Source organism: Allobosea sp. NPDC003192 (genome assembly GCF_050275675.1).
Classification (GTDB): Bacteria; Pseudomonadota; Alphaproteobacteria; order Rhizobiales; family Beijerinckiaceae; genus Allobosea.
Genome location: NZ_JBNNPK010000002.1, coordinates 411,612 through 425,029, shown reverse-complemented (window position 1 = coordinate 425,029; position 13,418 = coordinate 411,612). Strand labels below are relative to the sequence as shown.

Genomic DNA, 13,418 nt, shown 5'->3' with positions numbered 1-13,418 from the left:
TCCACCGATCCGGCGGCGACGGCCTACGCCTCTACAGCGACCGCATCAAGCCGCCATCGACGCGCAGGTTCTGGCCGGTGATGTAGCCGGCACCATCCGAGGCGAGGAAGGCGATCGTCGCGGCGATCTCCTCGCTGGTGCCGTAGCGCTGCATCGGCACGCCGGCGCGACGCTCCTCGGTCGCCGGCAGCGAGTCGATCCAGCCGGGCAGGACATTGTTCATCCGCACGTTCTGCGCCGCATACTGGTCGGCGAAGAGCTTGGTGTAGGCGGCAAGCCCCGCGCGGAACACGGCCGAGGTCGGGAAATTGGCGGCCGGCTCGAAGGCCCAGGCGGTCGAGATGTTGATGATCGCGCCACCCTTCTGCGCCGCCATCACCGGCGCGACCAGCCGGGTCGGCCGGATCACGTTCATCAGATACACGTCGAGCCCGGTATGCCATTGCTCGTCGGTGATCTCGGTGATCGGCGCGCGCGGACCGTGACCGGCGCTGTTGACCAGCACGTCGATACGACCGAAGCGCACCATCGTCTCCTCGACCAGCCGCTTCAGGTCGTCGTTCGACTGGTTCGAGCCGGTGACGCCGAAGCCGCCGAGTTCCCTGGCCAGCGCCTCGCCCTTGCCGGACGAGGACAGGATCGCGAGTTTGAAGCCGTCCTGCGCCAGCCGCTTCGCCGCAGCCGCACCCATGCCGCTGCCGCCAGCAGTGATAATAGCGACTTTTTCTCCTGCCATGGGACGCTCCATCTTTCTGCGAAAAGTATAGAAGCGCTGCCAACAGCGCCGATCATTCTCGCCTTTCTCGCATTAGCCGCGTAAACTCGCCAGCCAGTTGGCCAGCGTCATATCGATAGAAAAACTACTGCATGATCGAACTGCAGCAGCGCCTACCTTCGCTCAACGCGCTGCGCGCCTTCGAAGCGGCGGCCCGGCATCTCAATTTCCGCGCCGCGGCCGATGAGCTTGGCGTCACCCAGGGCGCCGTCGCGCAGCATGTTCGTGGGCTGGAAAGCGAGCTCGGCCTGAAGCTGTTCGAGCGCCAGCCACGCCTGCTCGCTCTGACCAGCGCCGGGCGCAGCTACGCGACCCATGTCGCCCGTGCATTCGCTCTGCTCGCCGAGGCGACCGACACCCTGCGCCCGCAGCCCTTGCGCCTGACGATCAGCGCGACGCCAAGCATCGCCGCGAAATGGCTGGTGCCGCGCCTGCCCGACTTCACCGCCACGCATCCACAGCTCGAGCTCAACATCCTCGCCAGCGATGCGCTGGCGAATTTCCAGTCCGATGGTGTCGACATCGCCATCCGCCAGGGCCGCCCGCCCTTCGGACCCGGCCTGAGCGCAGACCTCCTGTTCGAGCACGAGATCGTCGCGATCTGCCAGCCGACCATGCACCCAACGGAAGAGGAGCTGGCGCGCCTGCCGCTGCTGCGCGACGGGCACGATCTCTGGCCGGAGTTCTTCGAACGCGCACTTGGCCGATCGCTACCTCTGACGACACGCAGCACGCGCTTCAACCAGACGGCGCTCGCGATCGACGCTGCGATCGCCGGCCAGGGCATCGCGCTCGCCAGCCGCTTCCTGGTCGAGCCGGACCTCGCCGCCGGCCGCCTCGCTTTGGCGACGCAAGCCAGCATGCGCGGCGGCCTCGATTTCTACGTGGTCAGCGCCCGCAAGCCGCGGCATGCAGAACAGACGGCGCTGGTCAGGGCATGGCTGCTCGGCCAGCGGAGGTGATCCAAAGAATTGGTTGCAACATACAAACCAAATGGTATGTATTGGCTATGCCACGGCCAACCAAGCAGTCGCCCGAACGCGGCAATGCCCGCACCCGCCTGCTCGAAGCGGCGCGGGACGTCATCCGCGCCAAGGGCTTCGCCGCCACCAGCGTCGACGATCTCTGCCGCGCCGCCGATGTCACCAAGGGCGCCTTCTTCCACCATTTCGAGAGCAAGGGGGCGCTCGGCGTCGCTGCGGCCGAGTTCTGGACGCAGGAAGTGACGCCCTTCTTCGCGGCCGCGCCCTATCACCAGCCGGCGGACGCCCTCGACCGCATCCTCACTTATGTCGCCTTCCGCAAGGCGATCATCGCCGGTGATCTCGCCGAGTTCACCTGCCTGGTCGGGACGCTGGCGCAGGAGGCCCATGCCAGCGCGCCGGAGATTCGCGACGCCTGCGGTCGCAGCATCTTCGGACATGCCGCGACGCTGGAGGCCGATATCGAGCAGGCCCGCCGCGACCGCGGCATAACCACGGCCGGCTGGAGCGCCGAAAGCCTGGCCCGGCACACCCAAGCCGTCTTGCAAGGCGGCTTCGTCCTCGCCAAGGCCGGCAACGATCCTGCTCTCGCGCGCGAAAGCCTCGACCATCTCGACCGCTACATCCGGCTCCTGTTCAACGTCGTAGAGGAACGCGCCCCATGAGCCAGCGCAGGGCCGGACGGATCGCCATGGGCTTCCGCAATCCGAAGATCATGAGAGCGGGGACGGTCGATGCCTGACGACAAGATCGAGAACGTCAACAAGCCCGGCAAGTCCGAGCGGGTCGACCGCGCCAAGTATCTGGCGATGCGCAAGGCCTTGCTCGCGGCGCTGCCGGGCGAGGCGCCGGGGCTGACCGTCCCGGACGCCAAGGAAGCGCTGCTGCCGCTCCTGCCGGATGATCTCTTCCCGCAAGGCGCCACCGCCGGCTGGTGGCTGAAAGCCGTCCAGCTCGACCTCGAAGCGAAGGGCGTGATCAAACGCGCCCCGCGCAAGCCGGTGCATCTCTACCGGCTCGCGGCCAGCTGACCTCAAGCCGTCTCGGCGAAGGCCGTCGCCAACGCTGCCGCCGCCTCGTCGAGTTCGGCCGTCTCATGCGCGGCGCTGACCTGCAGACGCAGCCGCGCTTCGCCCTGCGCCACGATCGGGAAGGACACCGCCGGGGCGAAGACGCCGACCCGGGTCAGGCGCGTGGTCATCGCCCGAGCCCGCTCCTCGCCGCCGACCTTGACCGCAGTGATGGCGCTGTCGCTGTCATGGCAGGCGAGCGCATAGAAGCGCAGCGCCTCGCGTAGATGAGCGACATTGCGCCAGAGCCGCTCGCGGGGCGAAGGATCGTCGCGACAGATCTTCAGCGCCGTCAGCGCCGTCGCGGCGTTCGCCGTCGTCATCCCCATGGTGAAGATCCAGCTGCGCGACTGCGCCTTGAGCTTTTCGACCAGCGCGCGCGGCCCGGCGACGAAGCCGCCACTGGCGCCGCCCAGCGCCTTCGACAGCGAGCCGGTCAGCAGCATGTCCGCCGCGCCATTGGCGAGGCCGCAGAGCGGCGCGGTGCCGGTACCATCAGGCCCGACCACGCCGGTCGCATGCGCCTCGTCGATCATCAGCAGCGCGTCGAATTCGCGCGCCAGCGCCTGGATCTCCGGCAGCGGCGCCGCGCCGCCCTCCATGCTGAAGATGCCGTCGGTGACGATCAGGCGGCGCTTCGCCCGCCGCGTCCCCTCCAGCGCCCGGCGCAGGCCGGCGACGTTGCGGTTCTCATAGGTCTCGACCTCGGCCCGACTCAGGCGGCAGCCATCGATGATGCTGGCATGGTTCAGCCGATCGGAGATGATGACGTCGCCGGCGCCGACCAATGTCGTCAGCACCCCACCATTGGCGCTGCCGCCGGAGGAGAACAGCGCCACCGCCTCGACGCCGAGGAAGGAGGCGAGGTTCTCGGCCAGCGCCTCGTGCAGCGGCGTCGTCGCGAAGACCGGGTAGATTCCGGTCCCGCTGCCATAGAGCCGCAGCGCCTCATTGGTCGCCGCCAGTACGCGCTCATCGGTCGAAAGGCCGAGATAATCGTTGGCGCCGAGCATGATCGTGTCGACGCCGTCGAGCAGGATGCGCCCGCCACGGCGACGCTCGATCACCCTTCGGGTTGGGACATGCGCGTTCATGGCACAGCCTTCGGCAGCGCGCTGGCGACAAGGTTCTGCCAGTAACGCAGGACATGCGGAACGATGCCGTCGTTGAAGACGTAACGGTCGCCATGCAGTCCCTCCCCCGGCCCGACCTCGCCGGCACCGATCCAGGCATAGCAACCGCCTGTGGCGCGGATCATGAAGGCGAAGTCCTCGCAGCCCAGGCTCGGCTTGAACTCGGTCGACACGTTTTCTGGCCCAACCGCGACAGCGGCTGCCTGCGCAGCCAATGCTGCCGCCTCCGTGGTGTTGATCACCGGCGGATAGCCGCGCTTGTAGTCGAGCGTCGCGCTGACGCCGTGCGAGGCGGCGACGCCCTGCGCGATCTCGCCGATGAGCCGCTCGCACAGATCCGACAGCGCCGGATCGAAGAAGCGGCAGGTGCCCTGCAGCCAGACCTCCTTCGGCACAATATTGCCGACATTGCCGCCATGGACCTGCGTCAGGCTGACGACGATCGGCGTCTGCGGGTCGACGGCGCGCGAGACGATGCGCTGCACGGTCTGGATGAAGGCGCCTGCGGCGAGGATCGGATCGTCGCCGAGATGCGGCATGGCGACATGGGCGCCGAGCCCGGAGAAGCGCAGCTCGAAATTGTCGACCGCTGCCATCTGCGGCCCAGTGCGGGCCGCGATAGTGCCGAAGGGCACGCCCGGCCAGTTGTGCACGGCATAGACCGCCTCGACCGGGAAGCGCTCGAACAGCCCGGCCTCGATCATCTTCATGCTGCCGCCCTCGTTCTCTTCGGCCGGCTGGAAGATGAAATGGACGGTGCCGTCGAAATCCGGGGTCTCGCTGAGCAGCTTGGCCGCCCCGAGCAGCATGGCGCTGTGGCCGTCATGGCCGCAGGCATGCATCACGCCCTCCTTCCTGGAAGCATAGGGCAGGCCGGTGCGCTCGATCACCGGCAGCGCGTCGAGCTCGGCGCGCAGGCCGATAGCGCGCTTGCCAGAGCCTGAACGTAGCGTGCCGACCACGCCGGTTCCACCGATCCCCTCTTGCACCTCCAAGCCGAAGGAACGGAGCTTGTCGGCCACGAAGCGGGCGGTCTCAACTTCCCTGAAGCCGAGTTCGGGATTGGCGTGGATGTGATGGCGCCAGGCGACGACCTCTGGCGTCAGCCTGGCGATCGGGTCATTGTGCAGCATGGTTCTCTCCTATCCATGTCCCAGGATTAGGAGAGCGGGCCGGGCAGCGTCTTGAACCAGATTGACCGATGAACGTGCCGCAGCAGGAGAGTCAGGCGTTCTGGCGCCACGCCGCCTTCCGCGAGCTCGGCCTGCTCGCGGCGCGCTTTCGCGAGCATCGCTATGACCGCCACACCCATGAAGGCTATGTCATCGCGTTGATCACCGAGGGCTGCGAGCGCGTCCGCCTCGGCAGGCAGGAGGTGTTGGCACCCGCGGGATCGGTGCTCGTCGTCAATCCCGAGGAGTGGCACGATGGCGAGGCCGGCGCCGAGCAGGGCTGGGCCTACCGCACCTTCTACCCCTCGGTCGCGCTGCTTTCGGAAGTCGCGGCCGAGCTCGGGCAGGCGCGGCCACCGCTATTCCCGCAAGCGCTGCTCGACGACCCCAGCCTCTCCCGCCTCTTGGCCACCGCCCATGCGGAATCGACCTCGGCGGATGCGACCCGCGCCGAAGCCTCGCTGTTGGCTGCGCTGCGCCGCCTGATCCTGTGGCATGGCGACGCCGACCGCCCGGCCGAACCGCTCGATCGCTCGGGCGCGCAGCGCCGCTTCGCGCGCTATGAAGAGATGATCGAGGGTAACCTCGCCGACGAGCTCGACCTGCAGGTTCTCGCCACGGCCGCCGGCGTCACCCGCTTCCAGGTCATCCGCGACTTCAAGAAGCTGACCGGCTCGACGCCGGCGACATTCATCCGCGACCGCCGCCTGCGCCGCGCCAACCGGCTGATCCACGAAGGCGCCAGCCTGGCCGACGCCGCCTTCGCCGCCGGCTTTTCCGACCAGAGCCATCTCTCGCGCAGCTTCCGCGCCGTCCACGGCATCACGCCCGGCATGTTCCGCAAGGCGGGCTGAGCACTCTCTCCGGCAAGATTCGATGAAACCGCGTCACCTCCTGCTCGCGCTCGTGGTCGTCTTCTTCTGGGGCGTCAATTTCGCGATCATCAAGCTCGGCCTGCGCCAGATCTCGCCGCTCGGCCTCGGCGTCATCCGCTTCGTCCTCGCGGCTTTCCCGTGGATCTTCTTCATCCGACGGCCACAGATTCCGCTCGGGTCGCTGGCGCTCTACAGCCTGCTGATCTTCGCGCTGCAATTCGGCTTCCTGTTCACCGGCATGAAGGTCGGCGTCAGCGCCGGGCTGGCCTCGCTGGTCATGCAGTTGCAGGTCTTCTTCACCATCGGCTTTGCCATTTTCTTCCTCGCCGAGCGGCCGACGCCCTGGCAGCTCTTGGGAGCGCTTTTCGCCTTCGGCGGCATCGCCGTCGTCGCGGCGAACCTCGGCGGCGATGTCACGCTCGCCGGCCTGTCGCTGCTGATCCTGGGGGCGATGGCCTGGGGCGGCGGCAACATCGTCTCGCGCGTCATCTCGATGCGCCATGGCGCGATCAACGTGCTCGGCCTGGTCTGCTGGGGCAGCCTGTTCGCCACGCCGCCCTTGCTGGCGGTGGCGCTGATCCTCGACCCGCAGGGTCTCACGGCCAGCTTCGCCGGGCTCGATTGGACCTCGCTCGGCGCGATCGCCTATCTCGTCTACATCTCGACCCTGTTCTGCTTCGGGGCCTGGAGCCTGTTGCTGGCGCTCTATCCCGTGGCGACCGTCGCTCCCTTCACGCTGCTCGTCCCGGTCTTCGGCTTCCTCGGCTCGGCAGTCCTGCTCGGCGAGGCCATCCAGCCCTGGAAGCTCCTGGCCTCGGCCCTGATCATCGCCGGACTGGTCCTCAACGTCTTCGGCCAGCGCCTGTTCAGGTAAGCGGTCGCCGCGGTCACATCCGCGCTAGCCGCGGAACTCGTGCTGCCATTGCCGACTTGCCTCCTCATGCCGTCGGGAGGACCAGCCATGCCGCGCATCGTCAGCAAGGAGGATTTCCCGGTCGGCCGCATCCGGCAATATCTCGAGCCCGGCCCGATCGTGCTGGTCTCCTCGCGCCATCGTGGCAAGAACAACATCATGACCATGGGCTGGCACATGGTGCTGGAGTTCTCGCCTTCACTGGTCGCCTGCCTGATCTCCAGCGGCAACCACAGCCATCGCATGATCAGAGACAGCCGCGAATGCGTCATCAACCTGCCGACGACGAAGCTGACCGAGCAGGCGATCGGCATCGGCAACTGCTCCGGCGCCAGTACCGACAAGTTCGAGCAGTTCAAGCTGACGGCGCAGCGGGCGCACGTGGTCAAAGCGCCGCTGATCGGTGAGTGCCATGCCTGCTTCGAATGCCGCATCCATGACGAGGCGCTGATCGAGCGCTACGACCTCTTCATCCTCGAAGTGGTCAAGGCGCATGTCGCGCCGCGCCCGCTCCACCCGAAGACACTGCACTATACGGGCGGCGGCATCTTCATGACCGCGGGCAAGGTCATCGACGAAAGCGCCAGGTTCGAACCGCTCATGCTGCGAACCTGACTGGCTGGCGTCAGAACTTGTAGGCGAGGCTGGCGCGCACCGCATGGGCCGAGGGTTCGTGCTCGACGGTCCGGCCGAGATAGGCGCCGGCCCCGACATGGTCGAAGCGGCCATAGTCGGTGTAGCGATAGTCGATGCCGAGGATCAGATTGTCGGTCAGGGCGTAGTCGACGCCGCCGCCGACCGTCCAGCCGGTCCTGGAGGAATTGATCGTCTCGGTCAGGCCTGCCAGCGGGCTGACATAGGCGTATTCAAGCTTGGTGAAGGCGACGCCGCCGGTGGCGTAGATCATGATCCGGTCGAGGCTGTAGCCGAGGCGGGCGCGCACCGAGCCCTGCCAGTCCTGCCGCACGCGGACGACGCCGCCGAGATCGCCCTTCCCTTCATGGCCGTTCATGCCCTCGATGTCGCCCTCGACGCCAACAACGATCGAACCGAGCTGATAGTTGAAGCCGACCCGGGCGCCGCCGATGAAGGAGGACGGGCTGTAGTCGAAGGAGCGGCCGAGCGGCATGCGGCCGGCGCTGGCGAATTCGCTGGCACGGTCGGAACCCCAGGAATAGCCGACCTGACCGCCGAGATAGATGCCGCTCCAGTTGTAGAAGGTCGGCAGCTCCGGTGCCGGCGGCAGCACGCCCTTCCCCCGAAAATCAGCCGCCAGCGAAACACCGGCGCTGAGCAGGGCGATGGCTGCGATGGCGGCTTTCAGCAAGGTCTTCATCGAAGTCTCGGGCTTGAACGACGGCTGCTTCAGGCGGACGCTCCCGCCGGCGCCGCGATGGCGTCAGGAGCGCGATTATGAAAATGTTAAGGTTAATGAACCGCTAAGCGGCCTCCTCGCCGGCGCCTTTCTGGAACGAAAACGCCCGCCACGACGTTGGCAAAACCGCAGAGCGATCTACGATCGGCTGCCCCTGGACCGGAGCGCGAATGGCCTATTTCAAGCGACTGACGGGCGCCGCCGGGCTTGTCGCAATGGCCGCTGGCTATGTCCACGGCCTGGTCTCGCGCCGGGTCGGCGAGCCCGCGCGCCAGGCCCGGCTTGGACGCGGCGCCAGAAGCCCGATCACCCTGCCCTGGCGCGGCTGGAAGGACGTGCTGGCGCGCTTCAGCGCCCGCATCCAGGAAGCGCGCGTACTTTCGCTCGCCGGCGCCGTCGCCTTCTTCACCCTGCTCTCGCTGGTGCCGGCCCTGTCGTTGCTGGTGACGCTCTACGGCATGCTGACCGACCCGGCGACGATCGTCGGCCAGCTCGACGACGTCACCATCGTCTTCCCGCAAGCCGCGCGCGAATTGATCCGCGAGCAGGCGGTCAGGCTGGCGGGCCAGGACACCGCCAATCTCTCGCTGACATTCCTGGTCAGCTTCCTCGTCGCGGTCTGGAGCGCCAACGCCGCAATGAAGGCGGCCTTCGACGCGCTCAACATCATCTATGGCGTGCGCGAGCGCCGCGGCTTCATCCGCCTCAACCTCGTCTCGCTAGGGACGACGCTGAGCGCCCTCATTGTCCTGATCCTGGCGCTGTCCCTGATAGCGAGCCTTCCGGTGGTGACCGCGCTCTTCCCCTTCGGCCACGAGCTGGAGGTGCTGATCCGCTGGCTGCGCTGGCCTGCCTTCTTCCTCGTCGGCATCACCGCGATCGGCTGCCTCTACTGGATCGGCCCGAGCCGCAAGCCGCCGCGCTTCGCCTGGGTGCTGCCTGGCGCCATCGCCGCGGCGCTGCTCTGGGTCGCGGCGTCGATCGGCTTCTCCTTCTATGTCAGCACACTCGGCCGCTACACCGCGACCTATGGCTCACTCGCCACCATCGTCGTGTTCATGACCTGGCTCTGGCTTTCGGCGACGATCGTGCTCTCCGGCGCCGAGCTCAATGCCGAACTGGAGCATCAGAGCCGCTACGGCTCGGCCCCAGCACCCGTCACGCAACTCAGCCGCAACGCGCCGGGCGGACGCTGAGCTCGCGGCTGGAGCATGATGCCACAGCCGCACCGGCTTGACCTTGCACTCAGCCGCAGCCTTTGCTCGTGAACTCGGCCCGCCCCGGCCTCCGACCTGGACCCATCATGATCACTGCGACCCGCATCCACCTCACCATCGCCACGCTGATGGGGCTCTCAGGCGTGACGCTGCTCGCCGCCGGCACGCATTCCGGTGCCTCCGACAATGTCCAGATCGCCGGACAGATGCTGCTCTTCCACGCGCCCACGGTGATCGCTGCCTGCGCTGCACGGCGCGCCGAATTGCTCGCCGACTGGCCCGCGCGCCTGGCGATCTCCTTGATGATCCTCGGCGTCGCGCTGTTTTCCGCCGATCTTTCCATGCGCGGTTTCCATGGCGAGCGGCTCTTCCTCGGGGCCGCTCCCGCCGGCGGCTTCATGATGCTCGGCGGCTGGCTCGGGCTCGCCCTTGCAGCTCTGTTCTCCAAGCGCGCCTGACCGGCATCGGCACGCTTTCACAGCCCCCCATCTTCCGCTAGAACGCGGCGCGGCGCGGCTGCCTCCCTGCGCCTTCGCGGAGCCTGCCGATGAACGCCCCTCACAATCTCACGCCCTCGCAAGCCGCTGATCTGCTCGTCCAGGCGCTGCCGCATATGCAGCGCTACGACCAGGAGGTGATCGTGATCAAGTATGGCGGCAACGCCATGGGCGACGCTGCCACCGCCGAGGATTTCGCCGAGGACGTGGTGCTGCTCGAACAGTCCGGCCTGAAGCCGGTGGTCTGCCATGGCGGTGGCCCGCAGATCGCCCGCATGCTGGAGAAGCTCGGCATCAAGTCGGAGTTCAAGCAGGGCCTGCGTGTCACCGACGCCGCGACCGTCGACGTGGTCGAGATGGTTCTGGCCGGTTCGGTCAACAAGGAGATCGTCGGCTACATCTCGCGCGAGGGCGGTAAGGCGATCGGGCTCTGCGGCAAGGACGGCAACATGGTGCTCGCCCGGAAAGCGACCCGCACCATCGTCGATCCCGATTCGAAGATCGAGCAGGTGCTCGATCTCGGCTTCGTCGGCGAGCCCGAGACGGTCGACACCACCGTGCTCAAGGCGATCCTCAAGGAAGAGCTGATCCCGGTGCTGGCGCCGGTCTGCGCTGCCGCCGACGGCCAGACCTACAATGTCAACGCCGACACCTTCGCCGGCGCGATCGCGGGCGCGCTCAATGCCAAGCGCCTGCTGCTGCTCACCGACGTGCCGGGCGTGCTCGACAAGGACAAGAAGCTGATCCCCGAGCTCACCATCGAGCAGTGCCGGCGCCTGATCGCCGACGGCACCATCTCCGGCGGCATGATCCCGAAGATCGAGACCTGCATCTACGCGCTGGAGAAGGGCGTCGAGGCCGTCGTCATCCTCGACGGCAAGGTCCCGCATGCGGCGCTGATCGAGCTCTTCACCGATACGGGTTCGGGCACGATCATCCGGAAGTGAAGCGCGGGGAACCCCTCTCCCGGATGGGAGAGGGGCGGGGGTGAGGGACTGCCACCGATTGCTAGGGCGATGCGGAGCCGTTGCGTCTTCTATTGAGAGGGGTGGCCCTCATCCGGCGCTCCGCGCCACCTTCTCCCATCCGGGAGAAGGAAAGCCGTCGCGGTTCCCTCGTATGAGTGACCTCGTCGTCGCAAACACTTTGCAAGCATCTTGCATGTCATGATGGCGCGTCCCACATGACATGACCCAATGAACCAGAATGCATCAATCACCGCCGCCATCTCGCTCCTGCCGGAGCAGGCGGCGTTCGGCCATGTCGACCACTGGATCTTCGACCTCGACAACACGCTCTATTCGCACGAGGCGCAGGTCTGGCCGCAGGTCAATGAGCGCATCAGCCTTTATCTGCTCCACCTCTTCGGCCTCGACGGCCTCTCGGCGCAACAGCTGCGCCGCTATTACTACGAGCGCTATGGCACGACGCTGAACGGGCTGATGTCGGAGCATGGCGTCGATCCCGACGATTTCCTCGCCTTCGCCCACGACATCGACCTGACGCTGCTCGATCCCAACCCCGCCTTGGGCGAGGCGATCGCGGCGCTTCCCGGCCGCAAGCTGATCCTGACCAATGGCTCGCGCGGCCATGCCGAGAACGTCGCCGGCAAGCTCGGCATCCTCCAGCATTTCGAGGACATCTTCGACATCGTCGAGGCCGGCTTCCTGCCCAAGCCGGAGCGCGCGACCTATGAGAACTTCCTCGCCAAGCACGCGGTCGATCCCGCCCGTGCGGCGATGTTCGAGGACATCGACAAGAACCTGATCGTGCCGAACGACCTCGGCATGAAGACGGTGCTGATCGTGCCGCGCACGCCCGACCCCTTCCGCGACGCCTCCGAGCAGGCCGTGGTCGAAGCCGGCCATGTCCATTTCGTCACGGATGACCTGACCGGCTTCCTAAAGCCGCTGATGCGGTCGGGCGAGGCCGTGCCGATCCTACCGTCTCAGGCGAAACGCTCCGCCGCGAGGCCGTGAGCCCGGCGCAAGCTCATGAGATCGAGCCCGGGAATCGCCCCGTCGATCACGCGCCAGCGCCCGCCGACCATGACGCGATCGGCCCGGTTCGCCCCGCACAGCACCAGCCCTGCGATCGGGTCATGCGCTCCGGAAAAGCGCAGTTCGTCGAGCCTATAGAAGGCGAGATCGGCCTGCATACCGATGGCGATCCGGCCGATATCGGAGCGCCCCAGGCAGCGGGCCGAGCCCTCCGTCGCCCAGCGGATCGTGTCGCGCGCCGTCACCGCGCTTGCGCCCTTGTAGTGCAGCCGGTTGACCAGCAGCGCATGGCGCAGCTCCTCCATCAGGTTCGAGCCGTCATTGCTGGCCGAGCCGTCGACGCCCAGGCCGACCGGCGCTCCGGCGGCCTCCAACTCCCTCGTCTTGCAGAAGCCCGAGGCGAGCACGCCGTTCGAGGTCGGGCAATGGCAGACGCCGACGCCGGCCTTGCCCAGCCGCTCGCATTCCTCGCAGGAGAAGTGGATGCCATGCGCCAGCCAGGTCTTCGGCCGCATCCAGCCGGCTTCCTCCAGCAGGTCGAGCGGACGCTTGCCATAGACCTCCCGGCAATAGGCGTCCTCGTCCTCGGTCTCGGCGAGATGGGTATGCAGCGGCGCATCGAAGCGCGTCGCCAGCTCGGCCGAGGCCGCCATCAACGAGGTCGTCACCGAGAAGGGCGAGCAGGGCGCCAGCGCGATCTGCACCATGCTGCCGGGCTTGGGATCATGGAACAGGCCGAGCACCCGCTCGCAATCGGCGAGGATGGTGTCCTCGTCCTGCACGACCTCATCGGGCGGCAGGCCGCCATCCTTCTGCGACAGGTTCATCGAGCCGCGCGAGATGGTGACGCGGATGCCGAGCGCCCTCGCCTCCTCGACCGCGATGTCGACGGCGTTCTCCAGCCCGGCCGGATAAAGATAATGATGGTCGGCGGCCGTGGTGCAGCCCGAGAGCATGAGCTCGACCAGCGCGGCGCGCACCGCCAGTCGCAGGTCCTCCGGCCGCAGGCGCGCCCAGAGCGGGTAGAGCGCCTTCAGCCAGGGGAAGAGCTCGCGGTCGATCGCCGCCGGATGGGCCCGCGTCAGCGTCTGGTAGAAATGGTGGTGGGTATTGATCAGCCCCGGCAGGACGACATGGCCGGAGGCGTCGAAGCTCTCGGTCACCGGCAGCGCCGGATAGCCGCCGCTGGCGACGAGCTCGACGATCGCCCCGTCCTCGATCACGATCCCGCCGCCCGCATTTTCGGCGAGGATGGCGAGCGGATTCCTGATCCAGATGCGCATGACTGGTTCTATCAACGATTCTCAGCACTTGGCATAGGCTGAGATCGCTGCGCATGCCAGCCTGCACTGCTGGAGCTCAGATGATCAAAGGGACTAGTCAGACGGGGGAGCGCATCGCCGCCCCG

Annotated in this window: 15 protein-coding genes; 10 read left to right on the top strand and 5 right to left on the bottom strand. The window is 67.1% G+C overall.

The features are described from left to right. Positions 1-31 precede the first annotated feature (31 nt). Positions 32-736 (bottom strand): SDR family oxidoreductase, encoded by a 705-nt coding sequence (locus tag ACQKLX_RS04795; protein WP_427359955.1) that lies wholly within the window; start codon positions 734-736, stop codon positions 32-34. A 131-nt stretch (positions 737-867) separates the two neighbouring features. Here ACQKLX_RS04795 and ACQKLX_RS04790 point away from each other — a divergent pair, with 131 nt between their 5' ends. From ACQKLX_RS04790 to ACQKLX_RS04780, 3 genes are all read left to right on the top strand, one after another. Further along, positions 868-1,737 carry a LysR substrate-binding domain-containing protein gene (locus ACQKLX_RS04790; protein ID WP_427359953.1) on the top strand — a complete coding sequence of 290 codons (870 nt, stop codon included), beginning with the start codon at positions 868-870 and terminating at the stop codon, positions 1,735-1,737. Between the two features lie 47 nt (positions 1,738-1,784). Next, the gene (locus tag ACQKLX_RS04785; RefSeq protein ID WP_427359951.1) at positions 1,785-2,423 is read left to right on the top strand and encodes a TetR/AcrR family transcriptional regulator; all 639 of its coding nucleotides are present in this window, start codon (positions 1,785-1,787) and stop codon (positions 2,421-2,423) included. 69 nt (positions 2,424-2,492) lie between these two features. Then, on the top strand, positions 2,493-2,789 hold the full coding sequence (locus ACQKLX_RS04780; RefSeq protein WP_427359949.1) for a DUF6958 family protein: 297 nt from the start codon (positions 2,493-2,495) through the stop codon (positions 2,787-2,789). A 2-nt stretch (positions 2,790-2,791) separates the two neighbouring features. On the opposite strand, the gene ACQKLX_RS04775 is transcribed toward ACQKLX_RS04780, so the two are convergent. Both ACQKLX_RS04775 and ACQKLX_RS04770 read right to left on the bottom strand, forming a co-directional pair. Further along, positions 2,792-3,922 (bottom strand): aminotransferase class I/II-fold pyridoxal phosphate-dependent enzyme, encoded by a 1,131-nt coding sequence (locus tag ACQKLX_RS04775; protein WP_427359947.1) that lies wholly within the window; start codon positions 3,920-3,922, stop codon positions 2,792-2,794. Further along, positions 3,919-5,094: an amidohydrolase gene (locus ACQKLX_RS04770; RefSeq protein ID WP_427359945.1), complete on the bottom strand. Its 1,176-nt coding sequence runs from the start codon at positions 5,092-5,094 to the stop codon at positions 3,919-3,921. The genes ACQKLX_RS04775 and ACQKLX_RS04770 overlap by 4 nt, the downstream gene beginning before the upstream one ends. 68 nt (positions 5,095-5,162) lie before the next feature. Between ACQKLX_RS04770 and ACQKLX_RS04765 the strand changes: the two genes are divergently transcribed. The 3 genes from ACQKLX_RS04765 (at position 5,163) to ACQKLX_RS04755 (ending at position 7,536) form a co-directional block, all read left to right on the top strand. Then, positions 5,163-5,987: an AraC family transcriptional regulator gene (locus tag ACQKLX_RS04765; protein WP_427359943.1), complete on the top strand. Its 825-nt coding sequence runs from the start codon at positions 5,163-5,165 to the stop codon at positions 5,985-5,987. Between the two features lie 22 nt (positions 5,988-6,009). After that, positions 6,010-6,882 carry an EamA family transporter gene (locus tag ACQKLX_RS04760; RefSeq protein WP_427359941.1) on the top strand — a complete coding sequence of 291 codons (873 nt, stop codon included), beginning with the start codon at positions 6,010-6,012 and terminating at the stop codon, positions 6,880-6,882. Positions 6,883-6,969: 87 nt separating this feature from the next. Beyond that, positions 6,970-7,536 (top strand): flavin reductase family protein, encoded by a 567-nt coding sequence (locus tag ACQKLX_RS04755; protein ID WP_427359939.1) that lies wholly within the window; start codon positions 6,970-6,972, stop codon positions 7,534-7,536. A 10-nt stretch (positions 7,537-7,546) separates the two neighbouring features. On the opposite strand, the gene ACQKLX_RS04750 is transcribed toward ACQKLX_RS04755, so the two are convergent. Then, positions 7,547-8,257: an outer membrane protein gene (locus tag ACQKLX_RS04750; protein WP_427359937.1), complete on the bottom strand. Its 711-nt coding sequence runs from the start codon at positions 8,255-8,257 to the stop codon at positions 7,547-7,549. 209 nt (positions 8,258-8,466) lie between these two features. Here ACQKLX_RS04750 and ACQKLX_RS04745 point away from each other — a divergent pair, with 209 nt between their 5' ends. From ACQKLX_RS04745 to ACQKLX_RS04730, 4 genes are all read left to right on the top strand, one after another. Beyond that, on the top strand, positions 8,467-9,492 hold the full coding sequence (locus ACQKLX_RS04745; RefSeq protein ID WP_427359935.1) for a YihY/virulence factor BrkB family protein: 1,026 nt from the start codon (positions 8,467-8,469) through the stop codon (positions 9,490-9,492). A 107-nt stretch (positions 9,493-9,599) separates the two neighbouring features. Beyond that, complete coding sequence (locus ACQKLX_RS04740; RefSeq protein WP_427359934.1) at positions 9,600-9,971, top strand: DUF423 domain-containing protein; 372 nt, start codon at positions 9,600-9,602, stop codon at positions 9,969-9,971. 89 nt (positions 9,972-10,060) lie between these two features. Beyond that, entirely contained in the window at positions 10,061-10,957 is an 897-nt protein-coding gene (gene argB / locus ACQKLX_RS04735) for an acetylglutamate kinase (RefSeq protein WP_326876138.1), read from the top strand. 249 nt (positions 10,958-11,206) lie between these two features. Beyond that, positions 11,207-11,989 (top strand): pyrimidine 5'-nucleotidase, encoded by a 783-nt coding sequence (locus ACQKLX_RS04730; protein ID WP_427359931.1) that lies wholly within the window; start codon positions 11,207-11,209, stop codon positions 11,987-11,989. Here the strand turns inward: ACQKLX_RS04730 and ACQKLX_RS04725 are convergent. Next, positions 11,959-13,293, bottom strand: coding sequence for an 8-oxoguanine deaminase (locus ACQKLX_RS04725; protein ID WP_427359929.1), 1,335 nt, complete (start codon positions 13,291-13,293; stop codon positions 11,959-11,961). The genes ACQKLX_RS04730 and ACQKLX_RS04725 overlap by 31 nt on opposite strands. Positions 13,294-13,418 lie beyond the last annotated feature (125 nt).